The organism is Bradyrhizobium sp. LB13.1 (assembly GCF_054056815.1).
The window spans coordinates 1,994,719-2,011,306 of sequence record NZ_JBSRYQ010000001.1; the positions used below are offsets into that span (position 1 = coordinate 1,994,719).

The 16,588-nt window shown below is 58.4% G+C and carries 14 protein-coding genes and 2 pseudogenes; 8 read left to right on the top strand and 8 right to left on the bottom strand.

Annotated elements, in window-relative coordinates:
• Positions 1–155 precede the first annotated feature (155 nt).
• The 4 genes and pseudogenes from gmd to ACVWYI_RS09375 form a co-directional block, all read left to right on the top strand.
• A pseudogene (gene gmd / locus ACVWYI_RS09360) lies at positions 156–1,227 on the top strand (GDP-mannose 4,6-dehydratase).
• Positions 1,208–2,149: a GDP-L-fucose synthase family protein gene (locus tag ACVWYI_RS09365; protein WP_456661777.1), complete on the top strand. Its 942-nt coding sequence runs from the start codon at positions 1,208–1,210 to the stop codon at positions 2,147–2,149. The pseudogene gmd and the gene ACVWYI_RS09365 overlap by 20 nt, the downstream one beginning before the upstream one ends.
• A 1,318-nt stretch (positions 2,150–3,467) precedes the next feature.
• On the top strand, positions 3,468–3,608 hold the full coding sequence (locus tag ACVWYI_RS09370) for a hypothetical protein (RefSeq protein ID WP_456661778.1): 141 nt from the start codon (positions 3,468–3,470) through the stop codon (positions 3,606–3,608).
• A gap of 540 nt (positions 3,609–4,148) precedes the next feature.
• Positions 4,149–4,587, top strand: a pseudogene (locus ACVWYI_RS09375) (transposase); the annotation flags it as partial.
• Between the two features lie 846 nt (positions 4,588–5,433).
• Here the strand turns inward: ACVWYI_RS09375 and ACVWYI_RS09380 are convergent.
• On the bottom strand, positions 5,434–5,730 hold the full coding sequence (locus ACVWYI_RS09380; RefSeq protein ID WP_456661779.1) for a hypothetical protein: 297 nt from the start codon (positions 5,728–5,730) through the stop codon (positions 5,434–5,436).
• Positions 5,731–6,749: 1,019 nt separating this feature from the next.
• Between ACVWYI_RS09380 and ACVWYI_RS09385 the strand changes: the two genes are divergently transcribed.
• A complete protein-coding gene (locus ACVWYI_RS09385; protein ID WP_247448005.1) occupies positions 6,750–7,013 on the top strand; it encodes a hypothetical protein in 264 nt (87 codons plus the stop codon).
• Positions 7,014–7,068: 55 nt separating this feature from the next.
• Here ACVWYI_RS09385 and ACVWYI_RS09390 read toward each other — a convergent pair whose 3' ends face one another.
• On the bottom strand, positions 7,069–7,815 hold the full coding sequence (locus ACVWYI_RS09390) for a metallophosphoesterase family protein (RefSeq protein WP_456651145.1): 747 nt from the start codon (positions 7,813–7,815) through the stop codon (positions 7,069–7,071).
• A 398-nt stretch (positions 7,816–8,213) separates the two neighbouring features.
• On the bottom strand, positions 8,214–8,342 hold the full coding sequence (locus ACVWYI_RS09395) for a hypothetical protein (protein ID WP_456661780.1): 129 nt from the start codon (positions 8,340–8,342) through the stop codon (positions 8,214–8,216).
• Between the two features lie 40 nt (positions 8,343–8,382).
• On the opposite strand from ACVWYI_RS09395, the gene ACVWYI_RS09400 reads away from it, so the two are divergent.
• A complete protein-coding gene (locus ACVWYI_RS09400; protein WP_456661781.1) occupies positions 8,383–9,813 on the top strand; it encodes an undecaprenyl-phosphate glucose phosphotransferase in 1,431 nt (476 codons plus the stop codon).
• Between the two features lie 36 nt (positions 9,814–9,849).
• On the opposite strand, the gene ACVWYI_RS09405 is transcribed toward ACVWYI_RS09400, so the two are convergent.
• The 5 genes from ACVWYI_RS09405 to ACVWYI_RS09425 form a co-directional block, all read right to left on the bottom strand.
• The gene (locus tag ACVWYI_RS09405) at positions 9,850–10,134 is read right to left on the bottom strand and encodes a hypothetical protein (protein ID WP_456661782.1); all 285 of its coding nucleotides are present in this window, start codon (positions 10,132–10,134) and stop codon (positions 9,850–9,852) included.
• Between the two features lie 497 nt (positions 10,135–10,631).
• Positions 10,632–12,113: an AAA family ATPase gene (locus tag ACVWYI_RS09410; RefSeq protein ID WP_456661783.1), complete on the bottom strand. Its 1,482-nt coding sequence runs from the start codon at positions 12,111–12,113 to the stop codon at positions 10,632–10,634.
• Between the two features lie 79 nt (positions 12,114–12,192).
• The gene (locus ACVWYI_RS09415) at positions 12,193–12,864 is read right to left on the bottom strand and encodes a Wzz/FepE/Etk N-terminal domain-containing protein (protein ID WP_456661784.1); all 672 of its coding nucleotides are present in this window, start codon (positions 12,862–12,864) and stop codon (positions 12,193–12,195) included.
• Positions 12,865–12,894: 30 nt separating this feature from the next.
• On the bottom strand, positions 12,895–13,653 hold the full coding sequence (locus ACVWYI_RS09420; protein WP_456661785.1) for a hypothetical protein: 759 nt from the start codon (positions 13,651–13,653) through the stop codon (positions 12,895–12,897).
• Between the two features lie 108 nt (positions 13,654–13,761).
• Positions 13,762–13,935, bottom strand: coding sequence for a hypothetical protein (locus ACVWYI_RS09425; RefSeq protein ID WP_456661786.1), 174 nt, complete (start codon positions 13,933–13,935; stop codon positions 13,762–13,764).
• Positions 13,936–14,016: 81 nt separating this feature from the next.
• On the opposite strand from ACVWYI_RS09425, the gene ACVWYI_RS09430 reads away from it, so the two are divergent.
• Complete coding sequence (locus ACVWYI_RS09430) at positions 14,017–15,240, top strand: acyltransferase family protein (protein ID WP_456661787.1); 1,224 nt, start codon at positions 14,017–14,019, stop codon at positions 15,238–15,240.
• Positions 15,237–16,580 (top strand): hypothetical protein, encoded by a 1,344-nt coding sequence (locus tag ACVWYI_RS09435; RefSeq protein WP_456661788.1) that lies wholly within the window; start codon positions 15,237–15,239, stop codon positions 16,578–16,580. The genes ACVWYI_RS09430 and ACVWYI_RS09435 overlap by 4 nt, the downstream gene beginning before the upstream one ends.
• Positions 16,581–16,588 lie beyond the last annotated feature (8 nt).

Sequence of the window (16,588 nt, forward strand, 5' to 3'; positions counted from 1 at the left end):
GATCAGCGTTGGCGGATTCACCTTTCCGTTGTGCATGGGTTGACCGAGGCATCCGATGTGTCCAAAAGAAGGGCTATTGCAAATCGTGCCAGCGTGCCACTTAGCCAAATATTTGGGTTCCGCGAACGCTGGATTTCTTCGATGAGGATATAGACATGCAAAAGCGCGTCGCTTTGATAACTGGCGTAACCGGACAGGATGGCTCCTATCTCGCCGAATACCTGAATTTCGCTTGGCTATGCCGTGCATGGTATCAAGCGGCGGGCGTCGTCCTTCAATACGTCGCGTGTGGATCATTTGTATAAGGATCCCCATCTCGGCGACGTGCCCTTCCTTATGCACTACGGCGACATGACCGACTCGACCAACCTGATCCGCCTCGTACAGCAGATCAGGCCGACCGAAATCTACAATCTCGCCGCCCAAAGTCATGTCGGCGTCAGCTTCGAAACTCCAGAGTATACGGCGAATGCCGACGCTATCGGCGTGCTGCGGCTGCTTGAAGCCATCCGCATCCTTGGCATGGAGAAGGAGACGCGGTTCTACCAGGCGTCCACCTCGGAACTCTATGGTCTCGTGCAGGAAATCCCGCAGAAGGAGACCACGCCGTTCTATCCGCGCTCGCCTTATGGCGTAGCAAAGCTCTACGGCTACTGGATTACGGTGAACTATCGCGAAGCCTATGGCATGTTTGCCAGCAATGGAATCCTTTTTAACCACGAAAGCCCTATCCGCGGCGAGACCTTCGTCACCCGTAAGATTACGCGCGCGGTTGCACGCATCGAGGTAGGCCTGGAAGACACGCTCTATCTCGGCAATCTTGAGGCCAAGCGGGACTGGGGTCATGCCAGAGACTACGTTGAAGGCATGCACCTGATCCTGCAGGCGGACAAGCCCGACGATTTCGTGCTCGCGACCGGCGAGACCCGCTCCGTGCGCGAGATGGTCGAACTCGCTTTCAACGAGGTCGGCCGTCGCATCGAATGGCGCGGCAACGGAGTCGACGAGACTGGCACCGACAGCAAGAGCGGCAAGACGGTCGTTCGCATCGATCCCACCTATTTCCGTCCCACCGAGGTCGATCTCCTCGTCGGCGATGCCAGCAAGGCGCGCGAACAGCTCGGTTGGGAGCCGAAGCGCACCTTTGGGCAGCTTGTGCGGGAAATGATGGCAAGCGATCTCGCAGCGGCGAAGCGGGAGGTCGTCGGTGGGCGCCACTCCGTTTGAACTGAAGGGTAAGAGCGTCTACGTCGCTGGCCATCGTGGTATGGTTGGAGCGGCGCTGATGCGGCGGCTTGTGCAGGAGGACGTGGGGCTCGTCACCCTCGAACGCGGCGAGGTCGATCTGCGCAACCAGACCGCGGTGTTCGACTGGTTTGCGCAGATGCGGCCGCAGGTGGTCTTTCTGGCGGCGGCCAAGGTGGGCGGCATCGTCGCCAATAATACCCTGCGGGCTGAGTTCATCTACGACAACATCGCTATCGCTGCTAACGTCATCCACGCTGCTCATCTCAACGGCGCGGAAAAGTTGATGTTCCTGGGGTCGTCCTGCATTTATCCAAAATTCGCAGCGCAGCCCTTGCGCGAGGATTCGATGCTGACCGGGCCACTCGAGTCCACTAACGAGCCCTATGCGATTGCCAAAATTGCTGGGATCAAGATGGCGGAAGCTTATCGCAGCCAGTATGGTTCTGACTTCATCAATGTGATGCCAACCAATCTCTATGGTCCCGGCGACAACTATCATCCCGAGTACAGCCACGTCGTGGCCGCCCTGATTCGCCGCTTTCACGAGGCGAAGTTGACAGGTGCAACAAGCGTCGCTGTCTGGGGCACCGGCTCGCCGCGGCGCGAATTCCTTTATGTCGATGACATGGCCGATGCTTGCGTGCATCTGATGAAGACCTATTCTGGTCCTGAGCTCGTCAATATCGGCACGGGCGAGGACATCACCATCGCCGAGTTCGCGCGCGTCGTTGCCGTCACCGTCGGTTATCGCGGCGAGATGACGTTCGATCACTCACGTCCTGACGGTACGCCCCGCAAGCAGCTCGATGTTAGCCGTCTGGCGAAGCTCGGTTGGCGCGCGCGCACCTTACTTGAGGATGGAATTAAGCTTGCCTATGAAGCCTATTTGTCGGGCCGATAACTCGCGCTGCGACCTCGGTTTCGGATCTGACGGCGGGCTCCGCTGTCATGGCAGCGTGCACGTGACATTTTTCTTCGCCGGAGTCCTTTGCGATGGCTATCGGCGATATCTGTATGTCCTTAGCGGTGCAGCGCTTAGTGAGTGCGGCATTGAGGCACGGTATCTGACCCAATTGGCTTCGATGCCAACGAGAATGTTGCGACGACCCGACCGGTCGCAAATTTACTCGTGTGGCTGCTGACACGGTCTCGTTCGCTCGATGGATCGCTGATTCAGGTCGGTTGAAACCTGTCCTGAATGATGCCGATAATCAGATTTATTTGTGCCGCAATCATTTTTTACTATTTAATATTGGGTGTGAATTATTTAAAGTGTGCTGGACGTCCCATCCTCGTGAGTGAAGTGCTCGTGTGAACAGGGGGGAAGCATGACCGCCATTGCGATCCTCGGCAGTGCAATTGTTGGGTCCGTCATTCTTTTCGTGTTCTTCAGCAATGTCTACCTTGAAATAACACGAGAGCGACGGCGGCAGGCGAGACTGAGTGCGCGAAACAGAGTTGGTCTCTCGAGTCTGGATCATCTGGCGGCTAAGTGCGGGAAAAATAAAGCAGACTAGGAAAACGTTGCGCGTTTGATCGGAGACCCCTGCGCTTTTGGGGGTATGTCAAACTTACGCAGCAAGCCGCCCGCTCATCTTTGGTTGCGACGGCCGGCTCAAATGGGCCAGACCAATGGGCCAATGCAGACTATTGTCGCGCGTCTAGTGGTTCGCTGCCTTCTTGGGACGGACGAGCGCGCCGTTTCTCCGCTTCGTACCCCCGTGCGGCGCGCCGGGCGAATCGCAGTTGGAGCCCGTCCCCAAATAGCCTTTGGCTTCGTCTCAACATCTTTGACGTCGAGTGAGCTTTGGATTTCGGAGCAGTGGGCAGTGCGGACAGCGTCGATCAATCCGCATACAACTCGCCGGGGTTATCTGTTAGTTCAACGGGCCTTGCCGTTCTTGAGTCAGTCTCGGAGAGCCAGAGGATACTGCGACAGTGAGGTGACTACAGCCGACCCGCTCTCCGCGCCTAAAGAGCGTGTTTACAACCTTAACCAAGGTCTTGCGGACGAGGTGACGATGCTCCCCAAGGCGAAGTAATGCACCTGTTGACCACTGACCAGAGTAAAGCAAGACCTCGCAATTTGAGCAGATCTCAGAATCGCCGCTTCAGCGGAGCGGCGATATACTGGTCGAAGGTCACCGTAGGAGGCACCCGTGAGATACCTGACTGATCATGGATTACCGCTCGTCCAGCTGAAGGAGCGCCGATGAGAGATGGTGGTTGCGCTTCAGAACCGCATCGGCCCGATTGGTGACGACGAGCTGCAAAAGATTGCAGCCATTCAGCAAACGATCTCCGCATTCGAGGATGTCATTGCAGACCTCGACGCGGAGCTCCTGGATCGGGCGGCCTGATGGTCTTCCTCATGCTGAGGGAGCGAGCTTATCGCCTCAGGTGGTGGCCGAAAGTTAACCGATCGATAACCAACTCTGTTTAGGTTCCCTTTGCGGAACCTAGTGTCTCTTGCCGCTTGCATACAGACAGATGTTCAAGCAGCTCGTAACAACCACGATCGTCGCCGTCCTTCTCGCGGGCTGCGCAAGCGCGCCATTGGCGAAACATCCTTCCCTCGCCTGGGATGGATTAGGCCGAGATCCCAACCTTCTTCCCGCAAAAAGGCTCGTGCGAAGCGCTTCTAAAGAACGACCGGCTGATCCTAATAGCGAACGCCACAAAGTGCTCGCGGCGATCCGACCTTACTCTGACGCCTGGTGGGTCGTCCATGACGAGATTGAAGCCGAAAATGACCGGCGGCTAAGCTCGAGGCTAGTCATTTGTCAGGGCTGCATTGCGAGCACCTCGCCGCAAGACGTGACAGGCTCAATCCCCTGAACTGAGCTGCACCCGGTTCCGAAGACACCAAGTTAGGTGTTTTATGGAGCAGGAGGTGCGTCATGGAGAGAAGGCAGTTTACGCGGGAGTTCAAGCTTGAGGCCGTGCGGCTGATCAAGCAGCGCGGCGTGTCGTATGCGCAGGCGTCCAAAGACCTTGGTATTCATCCGACACAGTTGCGCAGTTGGGTGAAGCAGCTTGCGGACGATCCGCAACATGCATTCCCCGGCCATGGTCAGATGAAGCCAGAGCAACTGGAGATCGCGCAGCTGAAGCGCGAGGTCATCAAGCTTAAAGCCGAACGGGACATCCTAAAAAAGCCGCGGCCTACTTCGCGAAGGAATCGACGTGAAGTTCGGTTTCGTTGCGAAGCACCGAAGGATCTGGCCGGCGGAATGGTTGTGCGAGGCGCTCGGTGTCTCGCGGGGTGGCTTTTATGCCTGGCTGACACGGCCGCGCAGTGAACGCAGCCGGACCGAAGAAGAGCTTGGCGCGAAGGTTCTTCTCATCAACAACTGGGGCCGGAAGCGCCTATCGTTTATCGCCGCGGATGTTGACGATCGCCGCTAGCGAAAGGAACTCCTCCGTCGGTCGTGGATTGCCCCTCAAACCAAGGGAGCTTCTCCATGTTCAAAAAATCCGCACTCGTGGCACTCACATGTTTTGCTCTGTCCGCGCCGGTCTTCGCCCAAGGTGGCGGTGGCGGTGGTGGTGCAGGCGGAGGGGCCGCCGGCGCCGGCTCGGCGGCCAGTTCCGGCGCGGGCACAGGCACCTCGTCGAGCAGCGCCAATTCCGGGCCCTCGGGCCCCTCCGGTATGGGAACGCAAGGCACCACGACAGGCGCCAATCACAGCACCGCCTCGCAGAACAATCCGAACGTCCAGCCCCCGACGGCAAATGGGACGTCTCCATCCGCCGCCCAGGCGCAGCGAAACTCCGGAGCTGGGCATACCTCGAATGGTATGCCTATCGGTAGTCCAGGCACAGGCACCAGCAACGAGGACCAGAAGTAGCGAATAGATAGATCGGACAGCCCGCGGCCACTTGTGCTAGAGCCGGGGATGAAAAAATTCATTTTGGCGATGCTGCTCATTGCGACATCTGGATTGGCGCAGAGCGAGCCGGTCCCTCCGAAGGCACCCATAACCGATCGCGAACAGGTTCAGGCCGATCGTGCGCGGGCGGCTTCGGAGGAGAAGAACGCCCCGACAGCCCGCCCTTGGGACAGGGGCGCGGATGGCAAGCGGCCATGGGAACGAGGGGCACCACCGAAATGGCGGGGCCTTAAGTAACAGGCTTGGACTCGCAGCTTTGCGAGTATCGAAAACTTCTCGCAGCGACATCACGCTACCTGATAGTGACGTCCACGATGATGATCGATGATCCGCGCTGTCTCCGGTTTTCGCCCGACACCGCAATGCGAAACCGGTCAGTTCCCGGGCTCGAGGACGCTTGGTAGCGAAACGACGGGCCGGCGATCGTCGCGACGCCGGCACTCGGCGCATCCACCAGTTTAACTTCATTCAGGAGCTGGGTTTTGCCGCGCAGACCTTGCAGGCACTCCGTCCCGGATGGAATCGAAACAGTCCAATACACGGTGTCGGAAGCAAGCTCGAAGCGCTCGGGCCGGGAGACGCATTTCACCCGCGGTCGCAGCGTAGGCTTGTAGCCAGCAGCCGGCAAAAATACATAAGCTCGTAGCGGCTGCTTTGATTTTCATGCGGCCGCTCATTCAATCATCACTGTTGATCGGCTCACGTGGACGTCCAGCAAAACCGCCGCCACCGGTGGCCCGGTGTTGCGGCGGTTCAGAGTTGAACGCATTTATCAGCTCAACGGCTTTGCCGCTCACCAAGCGTACCGATACCCCCACCAGCGTTGCGACACGGGTCGCGCTTCTGCCTTCATGGCCGCAACTTCCTCGACGGGACGAAGATTGGGACCATAGACCGCAGGCGGGTAGACTCCATCCCAAAACACGTAACCGGTTCGGACGTAGGCCGCCCGATGGTGCGCCGGAGCAAGCGTGAGTTCCGCGGCCGGAGCTGCGGCCGTCATCAAGGTGAGGCCAAGAACAGAAAGAGCAATGGTCGGAGCAAAGGTGCGGACATTCATTGGATGGATCTCTCTCAAAATGGACCAGAAATAATGCGACGGCTTTTGAAAGGTTGCAAGTGTGGATGTCCGTAGAACGGCCGCGAACTCCGTTCTTCGGGTGCGCCGGAGGAAGGAGTGTGTGGTTCGAACCGAACGGACCCGGCAGCAACCACCGGTTTCAGAAGCTATCGGTGCCGCTGGCCGAAGACTGCGCTAAGGCAAGCTTGGATGCTGCTCATGTTGAGATCAGGCGTGAGCAATCTTTCGGCGCCAGATGTCATCGAGAACCATGATGTCGACACACTACTCGCTCTTGATGGGTACCACCATTCAGGACGGCTCGCATGGCATCTGTATCTATCTCCGCTTTGATTTTCTGCGCTGGATTCATTTCAGGATATGCGCTTCGCGCCTGCCGTCTCCAACGAACGAGCACGAACGATCCCTGCGGCACCTCAGGCCGAATTGCCCGACCGAATCCCAGCTCAGCGTTCGGTCATGCTCGACGGGCCTTTTAGGAGCGACACCTCGGCACCTCGATTCTTCCGGCAAAGGAAGCACGCGACATGACCAAGCTTAGAAAGGACGCTCCGCGACGGTACATCGTGGATGGTGCCGGACAGCGCGTCCTTGTCGGTCTGACGATTGCGGAGACGATCGAGTTCGAGACGTTGGACAATCCCGACACCCTTCCAGGCACTGACCGTCGTATCGATCAGGACAAGCCCGGGCAGCGGTGGCTGGAGCTCTACGCCAAGCATGAGCAAGCCTGGAGCGCTTGGATGGCCGAAACGGGACCACGGCGGGAAAAGTCGCTCACGCTCAACTAGGTGAGTCCTCAGCCCGTTACGTACCGTCGATGATCAGCAAACCTTTGCTGGTTGGTCAAACCGCGAGCATCCGGCTGCCTTGTATGCTCATGAGGGTCAGATTGCCCGTCGCGTAGGCACCGGTATCGATATTGACGCGATTCGCCAGGACTTCGGCGGCACGAACCGGCGTGTGACCATGGACAATATACTTGCCGAACTGCTCTTCGCTCCGAAGAAATTCTTCGCGAATCCAGAGCAGATCGTGTTCTCGTTGCTCGGCCAAAGGTACACCCGGGCGAACGCCGGCGTGGACAAAGAAGAAGTCCCCACAGGTATAGCTAAGCCGCAAATCGTCCAGGAATTCGAGATGCTCGCCAGGCATTGCGCGAATCAAATCGCGGAGTATCGACGCGGGATCGTCGCGCGTCAGATCCGGCGCGAGCCCATAGGACATCAGTGTCTGGGAGCCGCCGAGGCGAATCCAATCTTCGAACAAGGACGGGTCTTCGAAAACCTTTACCAGAAACGCCTCGTGATTTCCCTTGAGGAAGACCGCGTTTCCCCGCCGGCTTCGTTCGACCAGGATGTCTAGCGTGGAGCGTGTGTTCGGACCGCGATCGATATAGTCGCCCATGAACACCTCGATCGCATGGGCCGGCCGACTGCGGGTGACGTCGGCGTCGATCACCCCCAGCATGGGCTGCAGCAAATGCGAGCAGCCGTGAATATCTGAGATCGCGTAGATCCGAACGCCGTCCGGCAGTTGCGGCTTGTGAATCGGCGGGCGAGATCGGGCAAGAGATACGGCAAGAGATACCATGGCGCGCGTACTCGCTGGAGTGGTGGGGATAATTTCGTCAAGTCGGTCCGCGGGCAAGGAGCAGAAAAGACAGCCCACCTCTCTGACAGCCCGATTGCGCCGAAGGCGTGGCGTTCGATTGCTGCCTGGTTTGTCGACACGCGCCGCGTAAATCAGGCACCTTCGCCGGGCTGCATTGCTCAAACGCTCGGCTGGAAAGATGCATGCCGGCGGACGACGGCCTCTGCCGATACAGCTTTAAAGCGCAATCTCTAGAATTTCTAGTAATCGATTCAACGGGACGCTTCAAAGATGGGTGAGCTGAGCGGTTGACCATACAACGCGCAACTCGTTCGATGGGAACTTGATTCAAAATAGGGCATCGAGCTCGATCGTATGTCAGCACTGTGACGCGATCTTCAACACGCGACGGGAATCGTGACAAACCGCGACGCATAGTTGCGTCGCAAAAATTGTGCGTGCAGCGCCACAATATCGCTGTGATCACTTAACAGGTTGGCGGCGGGGAAGTGACGGATCTTCAGCATCACGGATCAACGTCAAGTACTCTCGATGACAGAGGTTCGAATGGCTGTTGCAACTTATGGCTCTGAAAATATAGGTGCACTCTCGTCAAGGCGCGCCTCTGCTTTGCAGAGGCCCTTTCAAATCGTCGTCATTGCTGCTGACTTTCTGCTGATCCTGCTCAGCTATGGCGCGGGAGCTGCGATTTATAGCGCTGCGATCGCTTCCACGGTCGACGGAGCATCGATGGGTGCCGGATTGATTGTCGGCGTTGTGTTCGTCTCGGTCGCGTATTTCCAGGATGTCTATGCCACACACCGCTTGCTGGATCTCGTCTGGCAGCTGCGCAAGGCCGTCTTCATATGGTTGGCGTCGCTGACGATCCTCGCTGTCGCTGCATTTCTGCTGAAGTCGACGGACAATCTATCCCGCGGCACGGTGATCATTTTCGCCGCAATCGGCGGCGCTGGATTGATCAGTCTGCGTTTTGTCTGGCAGTTCGTACTGGGGACAAATTATGCCAGGAGCAGGTTGGTCGATCGGAAGGTGATTTTGCTGAGCCTGAAGCCGCTCGACTTCACCTCGAGCCGCTTTAAGGATCTGCGTCGGAACGGCTTCGACGTCATGCGCCACTTCGTGCTTGGGATCGACAACGGCGACGGCAATTGGGAGCGACAGATACGAGACGTCATTCGCCAGTCGCGTCAGGAGGACGTCGACGAATATCTTGTTGCGATCGATTGGAACGAATTGCCGATGGTTCGAAAACTGGGACCTTACCTGCGTGCGGTGCCTCAGCCGGTACGCCTTCTGCCGGACGATTCAATTGCTGACCTCGTGTCGCGCCCGTTCCTGCCGGTCAGCGGAACCGTGGCCGTGGAGATTCAGCGGTCCCCGCTCAGTATCTTCGAGCGTTTGCAAAAGCGCTGTCTCGACATCGGAATCGCCTTGTTGGCGCTCCTCATACTCACACCATTGTTGTTGACAGTTGCCGTACTGGTCAAGCTGGGCTCGCCGGGAACTGCCATCTTCCGGCAGTCGCGCCGCGGTTTCAATGGCAAGCCTTTCGAGATCTGGAAATTCCGGACCATGACGGTCTCCGAAAATGGGCAGACGATTACCCAAGCAACCAAGCGGGATGCGCGGGTCACCAAGCTCGGGCGTTTTCTTCGCATGACAAGCATCGACGAATTGCCACAACTTTGGAACGTCTTGCGCGGCGACATGTCCCTGGTCGGGCCGCGCCCGCATGCGCTCGCGCATGACAATTATTATGACGAGCTCATCAGCAAATACGTCTACCGCCACCACATGAAGCCAGGCCTGACCGGCTGGGCTCAGGTCAATGGCTTCCGGGGCGAAACGCCGACAATCGACCTGATGGAAAAAAGGGTGGAATACGACATCTGGTACGTCAGCAATTGGAGCATCTGGCTGGATCTGAAGATCATGGCGCGTACGGCTTCAGCCGTGATGTTCCAGGAAGCCTATTAGACCCTTAAAGGAAGAGCGCAGGGCCACAGAATGCCCCTAGCTTCCGCTTCCTGGCGTTTTCCCGAAAAGGCGGACGACTGCATCGCGCAACGCGAGCAGCGGCGGCACCAGAACAAAGAATGCCCCCATTGCCACCGAGGCGACGACGTGGCGAAGTGAGAAGGGCTCGTCTTGCTCGAGTTCGCGCCGATTTGGGTCGAGCGGGGCAGGGGCGAGAGTGGTCGCCGGCTGGCGCCGCGGCCTGCGCGGGGGAACCACGATCAATACGAAGAGGATGTTGAGCAATACCCAGACGCTCAAGACGATGAGCACGATCACCATCAGAACCTACCTGAAAAGAACAAAGAGTATGAGCTCACATTAGCCCCAGGGAACTCGGAAGAAAAGGTGCCCAAAAGGCTGGCAGGTCCAAGCTTCGTCAAGGAGAAGCTGGCGACGATACGGTTCTATCTTGTCGCCGTAATCACCCTCGTCAACCCATGCCTTGGGCTATGGCATACCTTGGGCTACGGCAGGGATCGCAATTTGTGGATTCCGGATGAATACGGAGATCAGGCGATCAGGCGGACGGGCAGATCTGTCCGCGGTCCGCATCCCTTTGCGGGTTGGTCCTCGCGGCTTCTGGGAACCCCGAGCCGAATCGAGCCCGCTAACCCATTCGGCGCCCTGAACACGGGTTAACCCTGGAGCGACGCTGTGGCTCGGCCGAGAGGAACGGGGGATCGCAACAGCAGCCGGCCGGCAGCGCGTCTGTCGGGGAACTCGTGGTGAGATGACCGTCTCCGGAGGGGCGCGATCGCTGACCGCGCCCCCTCGCGTCAGGCAGGCTCGACGTAATAGCTGTTGCGGTGCTTACCCTTATACGCCTCGATACGCCCGAGCATCTTCGGGTTGGCGCGATTGAGAACGGCACCCAGCAGCTTTTTCTGAAGGATCTCCGATCCCGAAACCGATTCCTGAAGCGCAGTCCGCGTGGTCGCTCCCCATTCGATCACATAGACCATTGCATCGATCAGGACGCTGAAAGCCTTGGAGTCCGCCACCGGCATCACCGGGGCGAGATCGATGATGATATACTCGTACTGTTCCCGCAGCACCGTAAGCAGGTCGGCCATCGCCCTCGACGCTATGACGTCGGCCGAATTGACCATGCGAGTAGCAACGATGGAGGGCAGGAAATCGAGGCCCGTCTCCTTGCTTCGTTGCACATGATAGCCGAAGGCGGTCGGATCATTGAGGGCTTCGACCAATCCGCTGTTGGCGTTAGGTGCAAGCTCCCGCGTGAGTGAGCGCGTATGCAAGTCGCCGTCGATCAGGATGGTGCGGTGCCCCGTCATGGCAATCAACTGAGCGAAATTGGCCGCGACCGTCGTTTTTCCTTCCTTTGGCAGCGACGATACAATGCCGATGACCTTGATCTCTTTGGTCAGGCGCGCAACGTCGATCGAAACTTTGATATTGCGCAACGTTTCGGCAAACCGGGAGAAAGGATGATCGACGACGTAGCGGGACAGCCCCGCAACGTCGGTCTTCGCGGATGTCGAAAGCAATCCACGTGTCTTTGTCGTGGGCCGAATATCCGGCAGGACGCCAAGGCATTTCACGCCGAGCTCGTCCTCGACCTCTGCGGGGGTGCGCAAGACATCATTGAGCAACTCGCGGGCAAACGCGACCCCGAAGCCGAGGCAGAGGCCACCTACCAGGCCCCCCACCAATGCCAAGAGCGTTCGCGGCGAACTCTTGCGATCGGGCTTGGTCGCGGTACTGATCAGGCGCGCCTCGCTGATCGGGAAGCTCTGATTTTGAGTGGCGCTTTGCAACTTCTCGAGGAAGTTATTGTAGAGATTGCGATAGGTATCCGCCGCGCTTTCGAGGTCGCGTAGCTTGACCTCCGCCTGGCCGGTGTGACCGGCTTGGGCGACGAGCTCTTTCACGTTCTTGTCAAGAGACGACTCTCGGCTTTTTGCGATCTCATAATCGCTGCGATAGGCGTCTCCGATCCGATGAAGTTCATCCGCGATATTCTTGCGCAGCTCTTCCATCTTGTTGGCCAAATTGACCGCCGCAAGATGGGTCTTGCCGTAGCGTCTTGACCAATCGGCATATTGGGCCGCGAGGTCGAGATACTGGGCGCGCAGGCGCGTAATCACCGAGTTGTTGAGGGCGTCCGTCACGGTCGGCTGGGCGAGGTCCTGATCTGAAACCGCTTCGATCCGGTCGAGGCGGGCCTTGGCCTCGGCCGTTGCCGCCCGAGCCTGAACCAGCTGTGTATTCAGATCCGACAACTGCTGCTCGGACATGAGGCCGCGGCTGGTCCCGACAATGTTATGCTCCGCCTTGAAGGTTTGCACCGCGCGGTCGCTGGCCGTCGCCTGCTCGCTAAGCTCGACGCTCCGCTGCTGGAGCCATTCGGGTCGCCCGCTTGGTCGACTGGTATTTGGCTTCGAGTGCGCCCACGATATAGGCATCGGCGATAGCATTTACGACCTTGACCGCTTTGTCCGGGTTGTGCGCGCGATAACTGAGCGACAAGACGTATGTGGTCAGGACGCGCTCGACTCTGAGACCCTTTTGAATCGATTCGACCACGGCGTGTTCGATCCGCTCCTGCGAGGGCGGTTCGCGGGATTCGAATACAGCCATGACCTTGCCGATAACGGTGGTGAGAAGTCCCGGATTGGAGCCGTTGAACTCCGGATCCTCCGTTAGCCGCAGGCGGCGAACGATGGAAAGGATGAGGTCGTCAGAGTTTATAACTTCGACCTGGCTGTCGACAAAGCCCGTGTCGATCAAAGCGCTGTTGGTGCCGCTGTCCTTGTCCAGAACCTGGGTTTGTCGGGTATCCATCATGATGCGGGCGTTCGCCGTATACATCGGCTTCGCCAGGATCAGGTAGACGATCACCAGAGCCAGCGCTGCGCCAACTGTCGCAGCGATGAGGGGCCATTGCCGACGGAGGACGTCGGTCACGCGGTCGAAGCTGAGGACCGCGCCGCCAAACTCGATGCCGAATCGGTGTCCCGATCGGAAGTGTTCTCTGGGCTGATACATTTGCAAATTCGCTGCCTTAACGGTCACTGATCAATTTGGGATGGGAACAGGTTTGAACGGGTTGGCCAGTTTGGTCTTCCACTCGCCGTCCAAGAGAGCTCCGCCCCGAGTCGGAAGGGCCGGTCCATTGTCTCTCGGCTGCAATGGCGCGCTGGATGCATCTTCCCCCGCAGCGGAATAGCCTGCTTGCACGGCGAGATCCCCGACCCGTTGCGTGAAATCCTTGATCTTGCGCGCAGCGTCCGGCTTCGTAGACGTGCATCGCGCTTCTGCGACCCGCAGCGCTGCGCCGATCGCCGAGCGATCGGGGGAAGCCGCCGCGGAAATCAGCGTCTGCACTGACGGCAATACCGAGGGATTGGTCGCGATATATGTGGAAAGCCGCGACCTCAGCTTCTCTTTATCGTTGCGCAGCCGCTCCAGGAGCGAAGAAGGCGACTTTACGAAGGCGTCGAGCTCGACTTGCGAGGCGCGATCCGCGAATTCGACGCATTGAGCTTGGGAAGGACCAACGCTCGATGCGATCAGAGCACACCCCGTCAATATGATCGGTAGCCGTCGCGGCTTCGCACGGCGACGTGTCAATCCGCAGCTCATCCGTGTCCCTTCGTCGTTGCTGCAAAACAAATACCAGCGAGCAGTGACAGCCAACTGTGTCAATTTTTGTGCGATGCAAAAGGCCGTGGTTTCATTCAGGTGAATCTGCCGCCGATTGTGAATGCACCGACTGTCCCTCGTCGGTTGCAGCGGGATTTCCGATGCCCGCGCGATCAGCACGTCGCCGCCCACGAATGTTGCAGTTTGAAGTTTTTCGAGGCGGTGCGAGACGTAGTCGCAAAACCGACACACGCATTTTGTTCCAAAGATATCCCCTGAACGAATGAGAAACGCCTTTAATTAAAGCGAGAATCGCAACATGGCCGGATTTCGCGCATACTTTGTTCGCAAACGCTCGCGAACATTCGGCAGCTCGTCGTGGCGCTCGCGAAAACAAAAACGGCGCAAACTTGTCACGCGCATGTCCGAATGAGAGCGAGCGATGAGTTTATCGCTGGTCGCCATGCGCCACATGCGATTCTCCAATCGTGAAGATTGAAAGCACGCAAAGACCTGATACACACTGCTGCAGTGCAATAGCTACGGAATGTCGATGTGACGGAGCTGGTTCATCGTGAGAAAGCGCATGTCCTGCCGCTTGACAGCATCCGGGGTGTTGCCGCGACATCTGTGGTGATCCACCATCTTCTGCTGATGCCGACTTTTCTGACGGCATTCCCACACAATGCATGGATCAATTGCTCATTCTTCAGAAGCGCGTGGCTATTGGTCGACTTGTTCTTTGTTCTCAGCGGCATGGTGATGTCGCTGGGTTATGTCGACGGCGACTTCGGCCGCTTCTCGTTGCGCGAGTTCATGGTGCGGCGTCTGGCGCGGGTCTATCCGCTGCACATCGTCATGCTGATCGCAAATCTCCTGTTCCGCCTCCTGCGTATCGGCTTGGTCACAGCCGGCGTCGTAGTTGCAGCTCCCGCAGCCTTCGAGGTGAACAATGCCTATTCCTTCGTGCTCAACGTCTTTCTTCTGCATTCGATGGGGTTCATCGACTATCTCAGCTGGAACGCGCCGAGCTGGAGCATCAGCGTCGAATTCTATACTTACCTGGTGTTCGGCCTGATCGTCCTGCTCGCCCAGCGGATGCGTTCGCTGTTATGGTTCTACGTCCTTTGCGGATTGCTGGTGGTCGGAAGCTTCCTTTTCATCGTGTTCGTGGTCGACAAGAGGAGCCTCGGGCTTCAGACCGACTTTGGCATCCTGCGCTGTTTCGTGAGCTTCTTCCTGGGCGTGCTGACGGTGAAGGTCGTTCCATTGCTTGCCGCGCAAGCCGGGTCCGGCCCTGCAGGGCCTGCTGCAATTGGTTGCCATGATTGCCAGTATCGCGCTGGTGTCGCTTGCGGAGACCAATCCGGCGATTACCTTCCTTGCGCCACTGACTTTCGCGATCTTCCTCGGCAGTTTGTTGGCTTTTCCAGATGCGCTGCTGGTGCCGCGGATCTTGGTGGCAAGGCCGTTGGTCTGGCTCGGACGCCGGTCCTACTCAATCTATATGGTGCATGCGCTCGTGGTGCTGTTCGCGGAGTACTTCGTACGGGCGCTCGGGCCGCGGCCGATCGCTGCACTCGATTCGATTTGGGCGGGACTGCCGGCCACGCTGAATCTCGTGGTCTCACTGGCAGCGGTGCTGGTGGTTTCTCACTTCAGCTATCTCTACATCGAAGTCCTCGGCGGCAAGCTGCTTCGGAACGCTCTTGGAAGCCGGCCCGATTTCTCGGCATCTCCTGCGCCATCGGCGCGGCTGACGAACTGAGGCCAGCATGACCGCCCTCGCGCTCCAGCGCCCGCGAGTCACGCTGATCAGCCTTAGCATCGAGGCGATCGCGCTCGGGGTCTATCTGGTCCGGGATGCCTTCGGCGGCGTGATACGCTACTACACCAGCATCCTTCACCTCGACACGCTCTGGTACCTGCCCGACGCCGTTGCGCTGCTGTGTCTGGTCCAGTTCTTCGTCCATTGCATTTTGCGCAATCGCAGCACGCTGGCCCTCCTCGTGTTCGCGCAAATCATGCTGTCGCTGGTTCTCGGCTACTTCATGATGGGCACCGCCACCGCAGCGATCTCGTCATTCAAGATGATGCTGCCCGTGTTTGTCGGATTCTGCTTCTGCGATTCAAGCCTCGGTTCCTACCGAAAGCTGCTGTCGGTGATCGCCGCGACCTTCTATCTCTCCGTGATCGGCGTGCTGCTGACCAAATTCTACGTCATGCCCTGGGTCGGCTACAAATATGAGTCTTTCGGCGCGGTACGCGAGGCGGGCCGGCTGTGGTGGGCCTACGGCGGCGACGATCAGCGCCTTATGGGCTTTGCCGCCGACAATACCATGGCCGCCTTCTTCATCCTGGTGTCGTTTGCGATCACGTCAATTCGCAAGAGCACGATGTGGTGCCTTCTGTACGGCTCCCTTGCGGTTTACGTCATTCGCCTGACCACGAGCAAGACGACCATGATCGTCCTTGTACTGTACCTGGTGCTGCTGGTGATGGTGCGAATGTTGCCGGAGAAGTCCCGCTTCCCCGCGATCCGGGCTATCGCGTTGTGGTCGTTTGCTGCGATCCTGGTCCCGTTCTTCATGATCGTGGTCGCATCGGGAACGGCGGCGGTGCCGCACTCGACCATGTTCAGCATTATCGACCGGATCAACAACAGCTGGCAGTTGCCGTTCGTCTATATGAGCCAACTGATGCCAATCGGTCTGGTAACGGGCTGTGGCGCGGGTTGCTTCAACTATCCGCAGAAGCTGTTCTCGCCGCTCGCGGCGTACTGGGTGCCCGTCGACAACTTCTACATCGGGACATACCTGATGTTCGGGCTCCCGTTCGTTGCATTCATGGTGATGGTGTTTCGTGCGAACTTCGGGGCGACCGACGTATACAAGCTGACGCTCATCTTCGTCGTCAATTTGTTCACGATTACGGTCTTGAACTACGGTCCGGCGTCGGGCCTCCTGATCATCGCATTGAGCTTCAGTGAAGTATTCTCCCGACGCGCCACATCCGCGCGGGCAGTTGATGCCGTCCCGATGGAGGTACCGCGGCCGATACGCTCGCTGGACGGTCTCGGCATAGACGTGCCGAGGACGGCGGCGGGCAGAAGCAGGTGAGAACGAAC